General features: G+C 57.5%; 23 protein-coding genes and 2 tRNA genes. 11 read left to right on the plus strand and 14 right to left on the minus strand.

Features of this window, described 5'->3' with window-relative positions; all coding sequences use genetic code 11:
• Window positions 1-25 precede the first annotated feature (25 nt).
• From FB593_RS03440 to FB593_RS03450, 3 genes are all read left to right on the plus strand, one after another.
• Window positions 26-102, plus strand: a tRNA-Pro gene (locus tag FB593_RS03440).
• 138 nt (window positions 103-240) lie between these two features.
• Entirely contained in the window at window positions 241-501 is a 261-nt protein-coding gene (locus FB593_RS03445) for a hypothetical protein (RefSeq protein ID WP_003512603.1), read from the plus strand.
• A gap of 170 nt (window positions 502-671) precedes the next feature.
• The gene (locus FB593_RS03450) at window positions 672-875 is read left to right on the plus strand and encodes a hypothetical protein (protein WP_013635930.1); all 204 of its coding nucleotides are present in this window, start codon (window positions 672-674) and stop codon (window positions 873-875) included.
• A 59-nt stretch (window positions 876-934) separates the two neighbouring features.
• Here FB593_RS03450 and FB593_RS03455 read toward each other — a convergent pair whose 3' ends face one another.
• From FB593_RS03455 to FB593_RS03485, 7 genes are all read right to left on the minus strand, one after another.
• Window positions 935-1,432, minus strand: a complete 498-nt coding sequence (locus FB593_RS03455; protein WP_145166327.1) for a ferritin — start codon at window positions 1,430-1,432, stop codon at window positions 935-937.
• Window positions 1,433-1,548: 116 nt separating this feature from the next.
• Window positions 1,549-2,004: a pseudoazurin gene (locus FB593_RS03460; RefSeq protein ID WP_065658036.1), complete on the minus strand. Its 456-nt coding sequence runs from the start codon at window positions 2,002-2,004 to the stop codon at window positions 1,549-1,551.
• Window positions 2,001-2,822: an ABC transporter ATP-binding protein gene (locus FB593_RS03465; RefSeq protein ID WP_112289837.1), complete on the minus strand. Its 822-nt coding sequence runs from the start codon at window positions 2,820-2,822 to the stop codon at window positions 2,001-2,003. Before FB593_RS03465 ends, FB593_RS03460 begins: the two co-directional genes overlap by 4 nt.
• The gene (locus FB593_RS03470; RefSeq protein ID WP_065704973.1) at window positions 2,819-3,871 is read right to left on the minus strand and encodes a FecCD family ABC transporter permease; all 1,053 of its coding nucleotides are present in this window, start codon (window positions 3,869-3,871) and stop codon (window positions 2,819-2,821) included. Before FB593_RS03470 ends, FB593_RS03465 begins: the two co-directional genes overlap by 4 nt.
• A gap of 120 nt (window positions 3,872-3,991) precedes the next feature.
• Window positions 3,992-5,086 (minus strand): ABC transporter substrate-binding protein, encoded by a 1,095-nt coding sequence (locus tag FB593_RS03475; protein ID WP_112289834.1) that lies wholly within the window; start codon window positions 5,084-5,086, stop codon window positions 3,992-3,994.
• 312 nt (window positions 5,087-5,398) lie between these two features.
• Window positions 5,399-5,953, minus strand: coding sequence for a dual specificity protein phosphatase family protein (locus FB593_RS03480; RefSeq protein ID WP_003512595.1), 555 nt, complete (start codon window positions 5,951-5,953; stop codon window positions 5,399-5,401).
• A 138-nt stretch (window positions 5,954-6,091) separates the two neighbouring features.
• Window positions 6,092-6,679: a YqaA family protein gene (locus FB593_RS03485; protein ID WP_112289831.1), complete on the minus strand. Its 588-nt coding sequence runs from the start codon at window positions 6,677-6,679 to the stop codon at window positions 6,092-6,094.
• A 515-nt stretch (window positions 6,680-7,194) separates the two neighbouring features.
• Between FB593_RS03485 and FB593_RS03490 the strand changes: the two genes are divergently transcribed.
• Entirely contained in the window at window positions 7,195-7,839 is a 645-nt protein-coding gene (locus FB593_RS03490; RefSeq protein WP_003512591.1) for an exopolysaccharide biosynthesis protein, read from the plus strand.
• Window positions 7,840-7,842: 3 nt separating this feature from the next.
• Here the strand turns inward: FB593_RS03490 and FB593_RS03495 are convergent, their stop codons facing one another.
• Window positions 7,843-8,121: a hypothetical protein gene (locus FB593_RS03495; RefSeq protein ID WP_013635921.1), complete on the minus strand. Its 279-nt coding sequence runs from the start codon at window positions 8,119-8,121 to the stop codon at window positions 7,843-7,845.
• Between the two features lie 176 nt (window positions 8,122-8,297).
• On the opposite strand from FB593_RS03495, the gene FB593_RS03500 reads away from it, so the two are divergent.
• Window positions 8,298-8,372: transfer RNA gene (locus FB593_RS03500), tRNA-Asn, on the plus strand.
• A gap of 91 nt (window positions 8,373-8,463) precedes the next feature.
• Here the strand turns inward: FB593_RS03500 and FB593_RS03505 are convergent.
• On the minus strand, window positions 8,464-8,856 hold the full coding sequence (locus FB593_RS03505; RefSeq protein WP_065658039.1) for a DUF2934 domain-containing protein: 393 nt from the start codon (window positions 8,854-8,856) through the stop codon (window positions 8,464-8,466).
• Window positions 8,857-9,025: 169 nt separating this feature from the next.
• On the opposite strand from FB593_RS03505, the gene FB593_RS03510 reads away from it, so the two are divergent.
• Window positions 9,026-9,265, plus strand: coding sequence for a hypothetical protein (locus FB593_RS03510; RefSeq protein WP_013635919.1), 240 nt, complete (start codon window positions 9,026-9,028; stop codon window positions 9,263-9,265).
• Window positions 9,266-9,334: 69 nt separating this feature from the next.
• Here the strand turns inward: FB593_RS03510 and FB593_RS03515 are convergent, their stop codons facing one another.
• From FB593_RS03515 to FB593_RS03525, 3 genes are all read right to left on the minus strand, one after another.
• Window positions 9,335-9,778 carry a TIGR02594 family protein gene (locus tag FB593_RS03515; protein ID WP_081308529.1) on the minus strand — a complete coding sequence of 148 codons (444 nt, stop codon included), beginning with the start codon at window positions 9,776-9,778 and terminating at the stop codon, window positions 9,335-9,337.
• A 113-nt stretch (window positions 9,779-9,891) separates the two neighbouring features.
• Window positions 9,892-10,449 carry a methylated-DNA--[protein]-cysteine S-methyltransferase gene (locus tag FB593_RS03520; RefSeq protein ID WP_111783320.1) on the minus strand — a complete coding sequence of 186 codons (558 nt, stop codon included), beginning with the start codon at window positions 10,447-10,449 and terminating at the stop codon, window positions 9,892-9,894.
• Between the two features lie 131 nt (window positions 10,450-10,580).
• Window positions 10,581-10,868 (minus strand): DUF982 domain-containing protein, encoded by a 288-nt coding sequence (locus tag FB593_RS03525; RefSeq protein WP_003512562.1) that lies wholly within the window; start codon window positions 10,866-10,868, stop codon window positions 10,581-10,583.
• A 189-nt stretch (window positions 10,869-11,057) separates the two neighbouring features.
• Between FB593_RS03525 and FB593_RS03530 the strand changes: the two genes are divergently transcribed.
• The 4 genes from FB593_RS03530 (at window position 11,058) to sseA (ending at window position 15,845) form a co-directional block, all read left to right on the plus strand.
• Complete coding sequence (locus FB593_RS03530; protein ID WP_113473838.1) at window positions 11,058-12,497, plus strand: cryptochrome/photolyase family protein; 1,440 nt, start codon at window positions 11,058-11,060, stop codon at window positions 12,495-12,497.
• A gap of 122 nt (window positions 12,498-12,619) precedes the next feature.
• Complete coding sequence (locus tag FB593_RS03535) at window positions 12,620-13,657, plus strand: cysteine synthase A (RefSeq protein ID WP_003512558.1); 1,038 nt, start codon at window positions 12,620-12,622, stop codon at window positions 13,655-13,657.
• A 12-nt stretch (window positions 13,658-13,669) separates the two neighbouring features.
• On the plus strand, window positions 13,670-14,407 hold the full coding sequence (locus FB593_RS03540; RefSeq protein WP_065658041.1) for an alanyl-tRNA editing protein: 738 nt from the start codon (window positions 13,670-13,672) through the stop codon (window positions 14,405-14,407).
• Window positions 14,408-14,423: 16 nt separating this feature from the next.
• A complete protein-coding gene (sseA, locus tag FB593_RS03545; protein WP_025593211.1) occupies window positions 14,424-15,845 on the plus strand; it encodes a 3-mercaptopyruvate sulfurtransferase in 1,422 nt (473 codons plus the stop codon).
• 138 nt (window positions 15,846-15,983) lie between these two features.
• Here the strand turns inward: sseA and FB593_RS03550 are convergent, their stop codons facing one another.
• Window positions 15,984-16,628 (minus strand): dihydrofolate reductase family protein, encoded by a 645-nt coding sequence (locus FB593_RS03550; protein WP_065658043.1) that lies wholly within the window; start codon window positions 16,626-16,628, stop codon window positions 15,984-15,986.
• 54 nt (window positions 16,629-16,682) lie between these two features.
• Window positions 16,683-17,567: a DUF4344 domain-containing metallopeptidase gene (locus FB593_RS03555; RefSeq protein ID WP_113473836.1), complete on the minus strand. Its 885-nt coding sequence runs from the start codon at window positions 17,565-17,567 to the stop codon at window positions 16,683-16,685.
• Window positions 17,568-17,729: 162 nt separating this feature from the next.
• Between FB593_RS03555 and FB593_RS03560 the strand changes: the two genes are divergently transcribed.
• The gene (locus FB593_RS03560) at window positions 17,730-18,197 is read left to right on the plus strand and encodes a DUF1203 domain-containing protein (RefSeq protein WP_013635908.1); all 468 of its coding nucleotides are present in this window, start codon (window positions 17,730-17,732) and stop codon (window positions 18,195-18,197) included.
• Window positions 18,198-18,287: the final 90 nt, after the last annotated feature.

Below are 18,287 nucleotides of genomic sequence, written 5' to 3' on the forward strand. Positions count from 1 at the left end.
CTTATATATAAACGGCTTTCAGGTTCGGAGCGTAGCGCAGCCCGGTAGCGCACTTGACTGGGGGTCAAGGGGTCGTGGGTTCGAATCCCGCCGCTCCGACCATTAAAAACAGATAGATAGCCAGTTCCCCCAGAGCTGGCTATAATTTTTTCAGCCACATTCTCGCCGGCGCCATGCGCGAATTGACAAGATGCGGTCTGGGTGTGCGTTTATCCAAGCCTGAGAACGAGGTGTGCTGTGATGGTCAAAAAAACAAAAATTGAACACTCGGAATTCTCAGGCGAATTTGAAGACGACGGTATCACGGTTCTGGTTGATATCTACCGGCCGGCTGGCACCCAGCAGGATTGGACGCTCGAGGTTATCAGCGAGCATGATGATGTCACCACCTGGGAAGAACCTTTCACGACAGACAAGGACGCCTGGGAAGAATTCCTGGCCACCTGTGAGAAAGATGGAATTCGCAGCTTCCTGGACGGCGAAGATCCATCCGTTCATTGACGCTTGACACTGCGGTGCGAGGCCGTGGCGGGCGCGAGTGCATTCAACGATAATTCCAGAAATATACTCTTATTGCAAAGCCTGTGACCGTCCAGAGACGGCACGCATTTGCCTTGTTGACTCTCTGCTAAAATTAGAACATTTAGTGAACAAACGAGAGGTCAACCGATATGCCCGATGCGGAAAAAATCACCCCTGTACGGCCTGACGACATAGCTGGATATGTCATCCAGTGTCATGATGGCGATGCGAAGGCGGCTGTTGAAACGCTGCTGGGCGAAATCGAACATTTGCAGGAACAGCTTTCCCTTGCGGTTGCCATCATGGGAAAAGGCTATACGCGTGGATGGACGCCGGATTTAGGAAGTGACTGAACCAGCCACAAGCTGCGTTTGATGCAGCTTGTGGAATATCAGTGAATGCTGCGCAGCTTTCAGGCCTTTTCAGCCAGTTCGCCGATTTCGCGGTCAATCAGATAAAGCGCATTGGGACCGTCACTGATCAGCTCGATCTTGCCCATTATCGTGCGGCACAGGCTGTCCTCCTCATGCTGTTCGTTCACGAACCATTGCAGGAAGGATGTGGTCGCATGGTCTTTTTCAGACCGCGCGAGATCAACCGCCGCGTTGATGGCGGCGGTGACACGCGATTCGTGTTGCGCGACAATTGCAAACAACCCCTTGATATCGTTTGCAGTGACCTGTGGAGCCGGCAGCTCGGTGAAAATAACTGGAGCTCCGAGATCGTTCAGAAAGCTGAAGATGCGGTGCATATGCTTCAGCTCTTCGGCAGCATGGCCAAGCAGAAACTTGTAGCAACCATCGAGATTGCGCTCAGCCGCCCAGGCGGCCGCCTGAAGATAGGCGTGGTGGGCGCGCAATTCGCCGTTGAGCAGGTCGTTCAATGTCGTTTCGACTAGTTTATTTGCCATTGGTTTATCCTTGTTATGGTGATTGCAGCCAATTTTTTCGTGTGGGCTGCTTCACACACCCGGCGAGCGAGATTTGAGGGATCGAGCGTCCCATCCGGTCGAGCACGGAGATGGCGTCATTGCGCCGGCGTTAGCTGTGCCAGAGCCGCGTCCAGCCTTTCGCCCTTCATGACCAGTTTGGGGCGCAGCTTCTCCGCCTTTTGCCTGACCGCTTCCAGATTGACGGGCTTGCCGACCTGGATCACGCCGATCATCGCCATCATCAGATGCGGTGGGCAATAATAGAGATAGACGCCTTCCTTCTCGACGGTAACGGTGAAGGCCTCATCAAGCTTGCCTTTCCAGGGCGTTACGCCTTCCGGAACGGCATAGGACTGCACGTAATGGCTGGAATTTTGCGGCACGAAGGTGATGGTGTCGCCGGGCTCTGCCTTTACATAGGAAGGCTCAAACACCATGCTGCCGTCCGTGCCGTAATTGAGCATCAGCACCTTGTGTTCGGCAGCAAAGGACGGCGCGACAGAGAAGGTTACGGCCAAAGCCGCGGCAAAGGTCATCAAAAATCGTTTCATGCAATTATTCCTTCAAGGGTTTTGAAATGTTCGGGCAGCGGGTCGCCAGCCGGCTGAATGACGGGATTGCCGCGCCTGTCCCGCAAAACTTCCACCGTCACCCCGTAGGTCTCGGAAATGAGTTTCGGCGTGACGATATCTCCCGGCGCGCCGGTCGCCTTCAATGCGCCATCGGAAATCACCAGCAGGTTGTCGGCATATTGGCAGGCGAGGTTGAGATCATGCAGCACGACCAGCGTTACCCAGCCATTGGCGCGGGTTTCCTGCCGCACCAGATCGAGAAGCGACACCTGATGTTTGAGGTCCAGCGCGCTGACCGGCTCGTCCAGCAGCATCGCCTGCGGCTCGCGCATCAGAACCTGCGCGAAAAGCGCCATCTGCCGCTGCCCGCCGCTGAGGGAGGCGATCTCCCTGCCCGCCAGATGCGCTATTCCCGCCTGATGCAGGCGTGTCATGGCCAGGTCGAGCGTCTCGTCGTCAATATGCAGCGACAGACGCCCGAAACGGCCGAGTGCCACCACCTCCAGCACGCTGAGCGCAATATCGGCCGTGGTGTCCTGCGGCATGTAGGCAAAGCCATCGCGCCACTGCCTTATATACCGCCCCGCCCGCTCCCCGGCCCGAAGACGGCGGACGCCGAGGCTGATCGAACCGGCAGCAAGTGGCAGATCGCCGAAGATCGCTCTCAGAAGGGTCGTCTTGCCCGTTCCGTTTGGGCCGATGACGGCATGAATATGCCCCGCCTCCAGACGCGCCGACAGCCCTTTCACAACAGTCTGTCCGCCGCGCTCGGCGGAAATCGAATCGAGAACCATCATCGGCCGCGCCTCTTCGGAGCGAAAATCAGCCACATCAGAAACGGCACGCCGACAATGGCCGTGACGATGCCAACCGGGAACAGCGCACCGGGAACGATCGATTTGGAGAGGATCGAGGCAGCCGACAGCATCAGCGCGCCGCTCAGCACCGACATGGGCAGGAAGAAGCGCTGATCCTCGCCCACGGTCATGCGGGCGATATGCGGCGCGACCAGCCCGATAAAACCGATGACGCCGACGAAGCTGGTGGCCGTCGCGGTCATGATGGCGACGATGACGAGAACCTTCATGCGCAGCCAGCGGACATTGATGCCGAGGCTTGCCGCCCGCATCTCCCCCATTCTGAGCGCGGTCAGCTTCCAGCAATCCGCCATCAGCAGGGCGCAGCAGAGGGCGGTCACGGCAGCGGTCAGGCCAAGCGTCGGCCAGGTCGCCTTGGTCAGGCTGCCGAACAGCCAGAAAAGGATCTGCTGGGACAGCTCCGGTGAGGACAGGAACTGGATGAGCGACAGCAGCGACTGAAACAGGAAAAGAAGCGCGATGCCGCCGAGAATGATGGTTTCGGTCGTCATCTGCCGCATGGAGGCCAGCGTGAAGAGAAAAAGTGCTGCGAGCATGGAAAAGACGAACGCGCCCAGCGGAACGGCAATCATGGCATCCAGCCCGAGACCGCCAAGCGCCAGCACCAGCGCCGCACCGAAACCGGCCGCTGCGGCCATACCGAGTGTATAGGGGCTCGCCATGGGATTATTGAGCAGGGTCTGCATTTGCGCGCCACCTGCCCCGAGTGCCGCACCGACGGCAAGCGCCATCAACGCCATGGGCAGGCGAAGGCCGCGCACGATGGAATCGGTCATGGCGGCCCGTTCGCCAAGGCCGGTCAGCGACTTCACCACTTCGGCGGGCGACAGCAGCGAAGGACCAGTGGCGATATCGAGAACGAGGCTCACCGCCATCAATACGAAGAAGATAGAGACGACACGCCAGCGACGGCGCTCGCGCAGCCGGTGCGCACCGATGGCCTCGGCGTTGCGGGCAGCAATTGTCATGAAAACCTGCCTGAAAGGACTGTCTGGAAAAGCGGACGCCGCAACGGCGGCGTTCGCGAGATTTCGCCACTGTGGCGGCGAAGAAAGCACGTTTCTGCGCCGCCACAGGCAAGCGCGATATCAATCCTTGACGGCGATGGCGAAAGTGCCTTGAGGCGTTACCGGAAGGTACTTCTTGTAATAGCCGAGATAGTTGGCGATCGGATCGATGTCCTTGAACTGCTCGGGATATAGCTGCTTTGCGATGTACTGAACCATGGCGAAATCGGAGAGCGTGCGCGACGCACCCTGGTAGACACCGAACAGCTGGCCGTTCTTGATGGCGGGCAATTCGCTCCAGCCCTGACGGGCCTCAAATGCCTTGAGTTTCTCGCCTGCGTCTGCCGCCTTCACCGCCTGTCCCATGGGCAGCGCTGCCGGGTTCTTGTTGTTTTCGCGACCGGAAATGAAGATGGCGTCAGGCTTGGAAGCCAGAACCTGTTCTGGATTGATCGGTCCCCACCATTCGACGAAGGGAGCGGCAATGTTGTCGCCGCCAGCCGCCGTGGACATGGCGCCCCACATGTTCTTGCCGTAGGTGAAAGAATATTCGGCCGGGCCCTTGTTGCCGAACTCGACATAGACCTTCGGTTTCGGCTTTCCGGACTTGGCAACCCGGTCAGCGACCTCTTTCAACGAACCGGCATAGAAGTCGGCAATTTCCTTGCCACGCTTCTCCTGGCCGGTCAGGTCGCCAAAAAGCCGGGTCGAGGCGACGTGCCGCTCGACCGTCTGGGCGTTGTAGTCGACGACGACGACGGGAATGCCTTCTTCTTCCAGACGATCGGCATCGAGACCAAGCGCTTTGTATTGCCAGTCTGCCAGAATCACCAGATCGGGATTGAGGCTCAACACTTTTTCGACCGAGAAAGTCTGCGCTTCCACTTCACCGACATCGGCAATGTCGGCAAGCGAGGCGCGATGCGCGAGATGCATCTTCCAGTTGGCGGGTACCCAGCCTTCCCAGGCTTCGCGAGAAATGCCGACGACGGAATCATAGGCTTTCTCGCCGCCGACCGCCATGTAGTCCTCGAAGTAGAAACCGAGAACAACGCGCTTTGCTGGAAGGTCAACCTTTACTTCGCGTCCGATGACATCTGTGATGGTCTTTTGTTCAGCCATTACATAAGGGGCGGTAAAGAGAATAGATAAGAGCGATGCGGCAAGGCCGCTCATAAATGATTTTGGGGTCATGATGCGATCCAGAAGTTGAAACAACGTCGCTCTATAAAAGATGATTTAAAGAGTCAACTTAATTATTGGATCGCATAAGTTACTAATATATAGACAAAAAATGTGATTTCCGACGAATCTTGAGAGGGAGAAATCGGGTCGCCTGATGAAAGACAGGTTGCGTCGTTGATAACTCAACAGTTAAGAAACCAAGCGTTTGGGGCCCGTCCCGACCGTTGCGCGATCAGAACGGAACGCAAAATCCCGCTTCAGGAGATCGATCAGCAATTTTGCGGATGTTATGCCCGACCGTTTTCAAAACTCGTTTGAAGCAATTGTGAAGTCGTCGGCGATCGACATGTGTTCGACATTTTCCCAGGTCTGGTCCATGGCATAGGTCTCAGACAGATAGGGGATGCCGATATGGCCGTAGCGGACGGAAAGCTGGCTCTCAGCCGCCTTTTCACCGAGATACGCGACGCGGCCGAGATAAAGCGCGGTCGCAAGGCCTGTCCTGTCCGCACCGGACTTGCAATGGATGAGGATGGGCTTCGGCGCATCACGCATGATCGCGACCAACTGATTCACCTTGGTCATGTCAAGTTCGTGGCGGGCTGACATGCCAAAATCGATATGGGTCAACCCAAGCTCGCGCGAGGTTTTGATCTCATCCTTGTACCAGTCCTCGGATTCATTCTCTCCGCGCAGATTGATGACCGTCTTGATGCCATGGTCCCTGGTATAGCGGACCAGCTGCTCACTGCTTGGCTGGTTGGAGCGGTAAAGCTGCCCTGCCACCACCTCGTGAAAGTTGCCGAGAAGCTGGATGGCGAGGAGATAACCGCCTGCGGCAAGCACAGCAATACCCATGCCCCCCAAGGAGCACTTCCATAATCTTCGCATAATAAATCGGTTCTCTCATTGGACGAGACAACCGATACAGCTGGATTCTGACAGTAGGCTGAAAGTTATGCGACAGTATTGTAAGAGTAGAAAAACTGCGTTTCGTCAGCGCACGAAAACGTAGACCGCATAGATGGCGATGAGCGCTGCGGCCACAGCGGCGGCGATAATACCAAGGCGTTTTTCGATGAAGTGGCGCACCGGTTCACCGTATCTTTGCAGCAACCCGGCGAGGATGAAAAAGCGCGCGCCGCGCGTGACGACAGCCGAGAGAATGAAGAGGCCGAGGCTGATATTGGCCGCACCGGAGAGGATGGTGACAACCTTGATCGGCGGCAGATGCGCAAAGCCCGATGTCACCAGCAGGAGAATGATGGTCTCGTAATTTACCGAATTCTTGAGCTGCTCGAAGCTGTCCAGCTTGCCGTAAAATTCCAGAATTGGCCGCGCGATACTCTCGAAAGCATAGTGGCCGAGAAACCAGCCGGCAATGCCACCGAGAACGGAAGTGACCGTTGCGACGAGCGCATAAAACATCGCCTTTTTTGGCTTTGCCAGCACCATGGGCAGGAAAAGCACATCCGCCGGCACAACGAAGACGGAGCTTTCGACGAATGCCACGATCGCCAGCCACCACACGGCGCTTTTGCGCGCGGCAAGCGCCATCGTCCAGGCATAGATGTTTTTCAGCATTTAATGTCCTCGGGAAGATCGTTTTAGACCGAAGGCAAGGCGGGAGCCAAGGCATCTCAGTGGCGGTTTGTCAGCGGCGGACGTTCTGACTATCGACCGCCGCCAAATCAGCATTAGAGACAACGCAAGAGAATGGCAAATGTTGGAAGATTTATTTTTTGCGTTGCGGCAAACGAGAAAAACAAACAATTCCAGACCGCAGCGGCGGATGGTTGCTGCGATGCGAAATTTCATCCTCAGGTAGATAAACCGGCCTTTTTGCGGTAGAATAAGGTGTGGCGGAAAGAGGAGGAAGTTATCATGGACTATGTAAGCTTCATTACGTCGATCAATCCGGTCATACTGGTCATCCTGCTGATTGTTCTTCTCGCAGGCGCCTACAGCAGCTGGGTTTCCCACTGACAAAGGCGGGCAGCAGCACCGGTCCGAAAAGATGCTGATTTTCCATCGGCGGTAGGCATTTGGCCGGATGAATGTTATCAAACCCGGAGTTAAAGCAACTTCCGGGAAGCCTGATGTCGAACGAATTCGCATTCACTGATACGTCTGAAAAGCTCAGCACCACGCTCGAAAAGCTGATTGGGAAACTGCAAGGTCAGACGATCACATTGCGCGAGCTGATGGAGGCAATCGGCGAACAGGGCCTGTTGCTCATCTGTGCCATAGCTTCCCTGCCCTTCCTCATTCCGGTCTCTATTCCCGGCGTCAGCACCGTGTTTGGCGCAGCGATCATTCTCGTCAGTCTGGCCATCACCCTCAACCGTCTGCCATGGCTGCCGGCCAGGATTCTCGACCGGCAGATGGAAACGGCAAAGCTGGTACCGGCACTGCAGAAGGGCGTCGCCATCGTCTCCAGGCTCGATCGCTTCATCCGCCCGCGCCTTCCGGCGCTGACGGCGGGCATCGTCGCCAATAGAGTGAACGGACTTGCGCTGATGACCGCTGGCGTGTTGCTGATGATGCCGCTCGGCTTCATTCCCTTCTCCAACACCCTGCCGGGCGTCGCCATCCTGCTTTTTTCGGCGGGTATGATCCAGAGGGACGGTGTGACCGTTCTCGGCGGGTATCTGTTTCTCATCCTGACAGCGATTTATTTTGCAGCACTCGCCTATGCCGCCTTCTGGGCTGGACAGGGCCTCAGCAGCTCGATGGGCGGCTGAGGCTTATTGTCCACCTCTATTGCGGGTGTTGCGACCATTGCGTCGCGATGCCCACCAGACTGCCAGCCGCCGCCGCCTGCGGCGAACCGCCGGCAAATCGTGGGAAAGCACGATAAGACCAAGCGGGACCATCCAGAAACCGAGGATGGGCAAAAACCCGAGCGTTCCGCCCACCACCAGCGCCGAGCCGGTGGCGATCCTGCCGACGCGCGAACGCGGCATGGCAACGCTCCATTTTCCGAGATTGAGACGACCCGTTCTGTGGTCCATTCCAAATTTCATTCCATACTGCCCTTTAACATCTGGCCTGTGGATAATTTTTTCACCGTCGATAAGCCCGGAAAATCGGGACTCCGGCGAGATAAAACAAGATGAATGCGTTTTTTTTGAAAAAAGCGCTTGGCAAATCGGAAAAGCATTTGTATTACCCCGCTCACACCGCGCCAAGCAGCGCACGTTCCCTGGTAGCTCAGCGGTAGAGCATTCGACTGTTAATCGACAGGTCGCCGGTTCGAATCCGGCCCGGGGAGCCATTTTTTCCAAAATATGGCATGACGAGCGAGATGCCGCAGCATTCGCTCTATATCGATCTTGGCATAGGCGCGCAGCTGGGCGCCATTGACCTCAGGTCTTCTTCGCCACACGCTTCGTCGCAGTAGACGCGTTGGTGAGTGCCGGCGGATCGCTTGCCGGGAAACTTTCCTCTAGGCTTTCGGTCAGGTCGTCGTCTTTTCGGCTGGTCTCCGCTTTTTGCTCTTTCTGAAGAGATTTTACCGCTGGTGATTTGGCATTTTTTGCCGACGCCTTATCCGCAGTCACCTTCTTCTGGACCAAGGACTTGGCGGCAGCGGGTTTCTTCGCGCCATTTTTGCCATTGGTCTTTCCGGTTTCCGTGCTTGCCGAGACCTCCCGTTCCGCCTCCATCCAGTGGCGTTCGTGATGTCCCTCCGGCCTGCCTTCCCTCTCCCATATTGCGCGGGCTTTTTCGCGGATTGCTGCTTCGCGATCATGGTTCATAACGTCCTCCTCTTTGCGTCGCATCGGCTTTGACTGTGCCAATTGAAAAACAGAAATGGCCGGAAATTGTTCCGCGTCCGGAGATTGCGCATGCGCATTTCCCTGAAAAAAGGGAACCCTACTCACTGCAGGATCGTTTGTCCGGCAGGAACCCGCAGGAGGACCATCCATGAGCGATCCGAAACAGAAGAAAAACGAACCTCTCGATATCAAAGACGAAGATTTGCCGCGTTTTGAAACCGACAGCGAACTCAAATCGAAAGAAAGTGAGATTTACCCCGATGAATCCATAAGCCTGCGCGCACGCCGGCAGGCAGCGCGGCAACACGAGGATGCCTTCATCGTCGCCACAGACCTTGAGGACGATGACCAGCGCGATGCGGCACCCGGCACAAGGGAACAGCCATAGGGGCCTTAAAACGCATAAGGCGGGCCACAGCCCGCCTTTATAAGGATCGTCGTAAAATTGGTCCGGTCTTCAGCGACGCACAGAAACGATGGCCTTGCGGTTGAAGTTCGACACCTGTACCCGGCCGGACTGATTGCCGCCGAGAATTTGCGCTGTCTTGCCGCTCATGCTCTTCAATATTCCGGCGTGATAACCGCGGCCGTTGCGAATGACGACAACATCGCCCGGTTTGGCGGCGGCGACGGGTACGGCGTAACCGAATGACGTCCAGGATTTTGCAAATCCATAGGATTTGGGCGATGCGCGCCCGGCCTTGCTGGCAACGGCGTGCAGGAACAGGCCACACCACGGTGTGCTGCGGGGATTTGCCCCAAGAATATTCTTCAGGCTCTTGTTGTTTTTGGATTCATGCAGTCCGGTGTATTTTTCAGCCTGGTTCAGCATGCCAGCCGACGCGGGTGCCACGACTGTAAAAGCCAAGGCAACGGATAGAATTAACGCGGATACTCTCAAACGTCTCGCCCTTATGTTAGAGGGCGTCCGTGTATTGTGACAATTTAGCGACAATTTGACGAGAAAAGGGCAGAAATCAGACGGCTATTCATGTGGACTGATCTGTCATTGCTTTAAAACAGGCTGCCCTGTGCATCGTCAGCACGGCTGCGGCCGGCATTTTCGAGATCCAGCATACGTAATTTGGTGTTCGTTCCGCCCGGCGCGGAAAAGCCACCCAGCCGGCCGCCAGCCGCCAGAACACGGTGGCAGGGAATGATCAGCGGCACGGGATTTTTCGCCATGGCCTGCCCGACGTCGCGGGCCTTTTCCATGGAGAGGCCCAGCGTTTTTACGATACCGCCATAGGTCGTCGTGCGGCCCCAGCCGATATGCCGTGCCACCTGATAGACATCTAGAAAGAACCGCTCCTGCCCGGCAAGATCGAGTTCCACCGGCGTAAAATCAATCTCTTCACCATCGAAATAGCGGGTAACCATCGCAATCGCCTCACGGGCGCGTGTGTCGGGTACAGCAATGGAAGATGACGGCAGGCGTTTCTGGATAAGTTTCTCGGTTTCACCGGCATCTGCGCTGGGCAATTGCAGACGGGCGATACCGCGCTCTGCCCATGCGAGGCCGCAATGGCCGAGAGCTGTCGGGAAAACAATATAGCCGTAGTGGTTGGTCATTGCCGTATTCATCCGCTTTGCACGCGCACGATGCCATATCCTGCGTTCGACACAACCCGTTTCTGGCGGCGGATAAAACAAGGCCACCCGGCTTTACGGGTGGCCTTTCACATCTCAATCCGGCAACGCTGTCAGGATGCAAGTTTACCCTGATCTTCCACCTTGTTTCCGGCCTCCAGGAGGCATTGCGCCTGCCGGCTTGCGGTAACGAAGGCGGCGCGCGCAATCTCTCCAGCCACGTCCCCCATCAGCGAGGCGCGGCACAGACGCAGGGCCTGCTCATGCGCCTTGTCACCGCGTTGTGGCCATTCATGCTGGAGAAAATCGAAGGCCTCGTAAACGCCGTTGAAAATCCGGGGAGCACCGTTTTCCAAGGATATGGTAACAGGCTTTTCCCACTTAACGTCTTTCAGCAACATTGATTGTACTTCCATGCTCTATTAACCAGCGAAAAACGCCGGCTCCTCCAGTTGGTTCCCTTCACTTTCGGTTTCAAGGTCGAAAAAGTAGCCCTCGAAAAACCATGTGCCTCCAGCTTTCCATTCTACGCGATTTGAGGAACAAAGCGTTTCAACACTCGTTCAAGCGGAAGTGAACCGGATCCCTTCATGCCAACAAAATCCTCTCCTGTTATCGTCTGGTTCCGCAAGGACTTGCGTCTTGCGGACAATCTCGCCCTTCTTGCAGCGGTGGAGCATGGCGGCCCCGTCATACCGATCTATATCCGTGAGACATCCAGCGGCCCGCTGGGCGGCGCACAGGAATGGTGGCTTCACCATTCGCTTGCCTCTCTTTCCGCGATGCTGGAAAAATGCGGCAGCCGTCTACTGCTCAGAAGCGGCAACGCAGAGGAGACGCTGCGCCGGCTGATAGCCGAAACCGGCGCGGATGCAGTCCTCTGGAACCGTCGCTATGAGCCGACCGGCATGGCAACGGACAAGGCAATAAAAGAGGCGCTCGGGGACGACGGACTGACAGTTCGCAGCTTTGCCGGACACCTGCTGCATGAACCATCCCGGGTGCAGACCAAATCCGGCGGTCCCTACCGGGTCTACACGCCCTTCTGGCGGGCTCTGGAGGGCGGCGAGGAGCCACATACGCCGGCGGATGCACCGCAGAGCCTGAAGGCACCTGAGACATGGCCAAAATCGGAGAAACTCGATGATTGGAAGCTTCTGCCGGTCAAACCGGACTGGGCCAGGGGTTTCAGCGAGATATGGACACCCGGTGAAAATGCCGCGCGGGAAAAACTCGATGATTTCATCGATGGTGCCTTGAAGGGTTATGAGGAAGGCCGCGACTTTCCGGCGAAGGACGCCACGTCGCTTCTTGCGCCGCATCTGGCGCTCGGCGAAATATCGCCCGCCGCCGTGTGGCATGCGACGAAGGGGCTCTCACGCCATATCGCGTCCAACGATATCAGCCGTTTCCGCAAGGAACTCGTCTGGCGGGAATTCTGCTACCATCTGCTGTTCCACTTTCCCGAGCTGGACGAGAAAAACTGGAACGACAGTTTCGACGCCTTCGGCTGGCGGGACGATGACACATCTTTCAACGCCTGGACGCGTGGCATGACGGGTTATCCGATCGTGGATGCCGGCATGCGGCAATTGTGGAAACATGGCACCATGCACAACCGGGTGCGCATGATAGTTGCATCCTTCCTCATCAAACATCTACTTATCGACTGGCGCAAAGGCGAGAAGTGGTTCCGGGATACGCTTGTTGATGCCGATCCGGCCTCCAACGCCGCCAACTGGCAGTGGGTGGCGGGTTCGGGCGCGGACGCCTCGCCGTTCTTCCGCATTTTCAACCCCATATTGCAGGGGGAGAAATTCGATGCCGAGGGAGACTACGTGCGCCGCTTCGTGCCGGAGCTTGAAAAGCTTGAGCGAAAATACATCCACAAGCCGTTTGAAGCACCGAAAGAGGTGCTTAAAAAGGCGGGTATCGAGCTCGGCAAGACCTATCCCCTGCCGATCGTCGACCATGGGAAGGCACGGGAAAGAGCACTTGCATCCTACGCCGCAGTGAAGAACAACGCATAAAATTGGGTATCGGCAAAATTTTGCGTGGCGAAGCCTAAGGCGGGAAGATAATTTCTTGCCTTGAGGCGGTTGTAACGGGACATAACGGCACCTAATTTCCGCTCAGACAAGAAGGCTCAATCATGACCATTCATCCCTCTGCGCTCAGTGCTATCGGCAACACGCCGCTTATCCGTCTGAAAGCTGCCTCTGAAGCGACGGGGTGTGAAATCCTCGGCAAGGCGGAGTTTCTCAATCCCGGCCAATCGGTGAAGGATCGCGCCGCGCTTTACATCATCCGCGATGCGGAACGGCGCGGACAGCTGCGGCCGGGCGGCACCATCGTGGAAGGCACGGCAGGCAATACCGGCATAGGCCTGTCGCTGGTGGCCAATGCGCTCGGCTACAAGACTGTCATCGTCATTCCCGAGACGCAAAGCCAGGAAAAGAAGGACGCACTAAAACTTCTCGGCGCAAAGCTGGTCGAGGTTCCGGCGGCACCCTATTCCAACCCGAACAATTACGTGAAGGTTTCCGGCCGCCTGGCAAAACAGCTGGCCGCGACGGATGAAAACGGCGCGATCTGGGCCAACCAGTTCGACAATATCGCCAACCGTCAGGCCCATATTGAGACAACGGCACCGGAAATATGGGACCAGACGGACGGCAAGGTCGATGGTTTCATTTGCTCCGTCGGTTCCGGCGGAACGCTTGCGGGCGTGGCTGACGGCCTGCGCGATTTCAATCCCGACATCAAGATCGGCCTTGCCGACCCTGAGGGCGCCGCCCTCTACGAATTTTACAAGCATGGCGTCCTGAAGTCGGAAGGCTCCTCTATCACCGAGGGCATCGGACAGGGGCGCATCACCGCCAATCTGGAAGGCTTCGCGCCGGATTTCTCCTATCGTATTTCGGATGCGGAAGCCCTGCCGGTGCTGTTCGATCTGGTCACGAAGGAGGGTCTTTGCCTCGGTGGCTCCTCCGGCATCAACATTGCCGGCGCAATCCGCCTTGCCCGCGAGCTTGGTCCAGGGCATACAATCGTGACGATACTTTGCGACTACGGTAATCGTTATCAGTCGAAGCTGTTCAATCCGGATTTCCTGCGCTCCAAGGGGCTTCCGGTTCCCCAGTGGCTGGCAACGAAAAGCGAGATTGCGGTTCCGTACGAAACCGTTTGAGGACATGCCGAAATGCCTGTGAATGCCCTGTTCCGTGACGATTTTTATCTTTCCACCGCAGAAGCGATCGTCACGGCGGTGCATGAGGATGGCGGCCTCGAGCTCGACCAGACCTGCTTTTACGCCACGTCCGGCGGCCAGCCGGGCGACAGCGGCTTTCTCGAGCGGGCCGATGGTTCGCGCATAGAACTCGGCATTACCAAAAATGGCGCCGACAAGAGCGTTATCATCCATGTGCCGCTGGAAGGTCAGCCTTCCCCCGAGGTCGGTGAAAAACTGACCCTGCACGTAGACTGGCCGCGCCGTTACAAGCTGATGCGCATGCACACGGCCTGCCATCTGCTATCCGTCGTCTGCCAGTGGCCAATCACCGGTGCTGCCGTCGGCGAAGACGAATCGCGCGTCGATTTCGACATGTCGGAAACCATCGACAAGGATGAGGTCACGGCAAAGCTGATGGAACTGGTGAAAGCCAACCATCCCGTTTTCCTGCAATGGATTACCGACGAAGAACTTCAGGCCAATCCGGGCATCGTCAAATCCAAGAATGTGCGCCCGCCAATCGGCCTTGGCCGGGTCAGCCTTGTCTGCATCGGCGAAAATTCTACCATCGACAGCCAGCCCTGCGGCGGCACCCATGTTTCCGAAACGCAGGAAGTGGGCGATATTCACATTGCCAAGATAGAAAAGAAGGGCAAGGAGAACAGGCGGTTCCGCATTCGTTTCGGCACGCCTGAAGCTGCTGCCTGAAATCAGGAGAGACATCGTGAGCACGGATAAGAGCCGTTTCGTCGTTTCGGCGGACTGGGTAGAAAAGCAGCTCGGCACGGCCGGGTTTCGTCTCGTTGATGCCTCGTGGTATCTGCCGGCGCATAAACGCAACGGTGCGGAAGAATTTGCGGCGGGTCACCTGCCCGGTGCCGTGTTCTTCGATCAGGACAAGATCGCCGATCATGCAACCGGATTGCCGCATTCCCTGCCCTCGCCGGAGTTCTTTGCGGAACAGGCTGGAGAGCTTGGCCTCAGCGACACTGATACCATCGTGGTCTATGACGGCCCCGGTTTCTTTTCCGCACCGCGCGTGTGGTGGATGCTGCGGGTGATGGGCGTGCGCAAGGCCTACGTGCTGGATGGCGGTCTTGACGGCTGGAAGCGCGAAGGCCGGCCGCTAGAAACCGGCACGCCGGAAATCGAGCCTGCCACCTTCACACCCGATTTCAACGAAAAGCGCGTGACCTCGCTATCGACCATGCGCGGCATCGTTGACAGTGGCGAAAAGCAGATTGCCGATGCCCGCGGCGCGGGACGTTTCACCGGCGACGAGGCCGAGCCGCGTGCCGGCATGCGTTCAGGCCATATGCCTGGCGCTCGCAGCCTGCCCGCCACCGCATTTTCCGAGAACGGCCACTTCAAGGACCTCACCGCCATCCGCAAGATGGTGGCGGATGCCGGTATCGATCTTGGCAAGCCTGTGGTGACGAGCTGCGGCTCGGGCGTTACCGCCGCCGTCATTACGCTGGCGCTGGAATCGCTCGGCCACCAGGATAATTCGCTCTATGACGGTTCGTGGTCGGAATGGGGTGGACTGGAAGACACGCCTGTTGTCACCGGCCCTGCCGAACCTCTTCCCGTGGTGTCACATGGGCCGTTGAAGGCGCATGTGACGCAGCTTGAAATGACGGCGCCGCCGAAGGTCAGCCTTGCTATCCCCGTCAACATCCAGACGGCACTGATGCGGGTCACCGATATTCCCCTGCACTTCTACCGCTACATGTACTGGCGGGTGGGAAAACGTTGGCACTGGCAGAAACGCATGCGCATGAGCGATGCGGAACTGTCCGCCGTCCTCAAGGACCCGAAGAACAGCGTTACCGTCCTTTATATGAACGGTGCACCCGCCGGTTTCTTCGAGTTGAACAAGGCAAGCGACGAGGTAACCGAGCTTTCCTATTTCGGGCTTCTCGAAGAAGCAATCGGTGCTGGCGTCGGCAAGTGGTTCCTGTTGCAGGCGCTCTACGCCGCCTGGCAGGACAATCCGAAGCGCGTGACGGTGACCACCAACACGCTTGACCATCCGCGCGCGCTGCAACTCTACCAGATGATGGGATTTTCGCCTGTTGGTACCTATGAGGCCTGGGTAGAGCCGCTGTCCGATACGGAGCTTCTGGAAATCTCGCTGCGCAACTGAGTTCGTCACGTCGGGGATGGCCCGCGCTATTCCCCGACTGTAGAGCAGATCCGACTACTCCTCCCTCATTCCTGTGCTTGTCACAGGAATGAGGGAGTGGGAGGCAACCGCGTATGATACCATTGTGCAGTTTGCGACTCAGGCTTTATCGATAATCAAATGGGTAGCGCCCTCGCCGGCCACTGTTGCGGTGCAGCGATAACCAAGCGCAGGCAAATCCAGCCCGTCGAAGAGGTTTTCGCCCTTGCCGAGAAACACCGGGGCCAGCGCCAGATGCAGTTCGTCGATCATGCTTCCGGCCATATATTGCCGAATGGTCGAAACGCCGCCGCCGATCCGGACGTCCCTGCCGTTTGCCGCCTCCAACGCCATGTCGAGGGCGGCCTTGATGCCCGTGTTGACGAAATGAAACACGGTGCCGCCCTTCATCGCAAAGGAGGCGCGCGCATGGTGCGTCAGCACGAAAACCGGCACGTGATAGGGCGGCTCTTCCCCCCACCAGCCCTTCCAGTGTTCATCCGGCCAGGCACCGCGGATAGGGCCGAACATGTTGCGGCCCAAGATCCAGGCGCCGATATTTTCGAAACTCTTCTCGGAAAACTGCTCGTCCGTGCCGGTCGAGCCGCCTTGCTTGCCGAACATGCGGTGAAAGGTGCGGGTCTTGAACGCCCATTGATGCAGGGTTTCGCCATTCACACCCAGCGGGTTCTGAAGACTTTGATCCGGCCCGGCACCGTATCCGTCAATCGAAATGGCGAAATTTCGAACGACAACCTTCGGCATGGCAATATCCTCCCGTTTCAAGAGGACAGGTTGCCGTGCATCCGGTAACTGGCCTCAGATTTCTCTTTCCAGAGTGACGGCCGTCGGTGTATGCCCGCCGGCGGAACCTTTGTCTTCGGTAACGCTGTTGAGGAGATGATCGGCAATCAGCTCCGCCTGGAATTTACCCAGCTCGTAGCAATAGGTGATCTCACGTTTTTCGGCCGACCAGTACACATCGGGACGCCCGCAGGACTTCGCCGTCAACTTGACCTCGCCTTTCAAGCCGTAAGCGCCGAAACTGCGGCTGATAAGATCGAGAACCTTCGATTCCTTGACCATGATGGCATAAGGTTCCAGCTCCGGATCGCGCGGCGGCACATAGCTCACGGTAAATCTTGATGGCGTCTGCGCGCGGTGGGGCGTCAGAAAATCTTCCCACGCCGATGCGATACGCGGATAGGCGGCGCCACATTTGGCAAATTCGTCATTGGCGAGCCCCATCATGGTGGCAAGATCACCATAGCCGTCTTTGTCGCGGCCGACCATCAGGCAGGCCATGTTGCGATCGCGGCTCCTGTCGGGAACAAGCGCCGAAAACACCGGTGCTTCGTGCTGGGGCAAAGCCTCCGTCTCGCGCGCCAGATACCAGCTGTCGGTAGCGTTGACGAGTGCGGTATCAAGCCATTCCTCGTTGGCCTGAAGGATGAGCGTGCCCGCCAGCTGATCGGCAGGTGCTTGCGCGCTGCCGGTCTCCGGCGCGCCGAAATCCGAGATCAGCATGCGTGCACCCTCGTGATAAAGCGAGAAGATCGCATTGCCGATGACGAAATTGACCGCCTGCTGGAGCTGATCGTCGGACAGGCCATCGAGACCGGAGGCGACCTGCGCCTGCGTGTCGATCGGAACCGTCAAAGAAACGAAAGCCAGCGGAACGGCGGCCAGAAAACGACGGAACATAAAATCAGACCTTCCGGGATCGAGGAGCGCCACTGATTCCCGATGCTAACGAGTCACGCAATGGGCTGGTTGCATCACCCGTCAAGAATCGGGTGGATAGAGGTCTGTTTCGAGATCATAGCTGCAAAGAAGCAACGCCGATCCCAACAGAAGGACCTCGCCATGACCGATCTCGTCTTTACAGCAATGCCGGCTAAGGAAGCTGAAGCTTTCCGGGCGGGAGCCGCCGACGCCTATGGCAACCCGCCGGAAAAGGCCGTTTCTCCAGGCGGCATGCCGTGCCGCCATTGCCTTTCCCAGATTAATGAAGGCGAAGGAATGCTGATCCTCGCCTACCGGCCCTTCCCTTCGCTCCAGCCCTATGCGGAAACGGGGCCAGTCTTTCTTCACGCTGAGGCCTGTGAGCACTATCCGCAGACGGATGCCCTTCCCCCGATGCTTAACAGCCCCGATTATATCGTTCGCGGCTATGGCACTGACGACCGCATCGTCTACGGCACCGGAGCAGTGACGGCGACGGACGAAATCCTTTCACGCGCAGCGCATCTTCTGGAGCGGGCAGACGTCGCTTACGTGCATGTGCGCTCCGCCCGCAACAATTGCTACCAGTGCCGTATCGACACAGCATAATCGCGCGATTACTTGCAATTTTAAGCAAACGGCTAAACGGCTCTCAAACTTTCTACGTCATGATGCAAGCATCGGAAACAATTGATTTGA

This window comes from Rhizobium sp. SJZ105 (assembly GCF_007828365.1).
Taxonomy (GTDB): Bacteria; Pseudomonadota; Alphaproteobacteria; order Rhizobiales; family Rhizobiaceae; genus Agrobacterium; species Agrobacterium tumefaciens.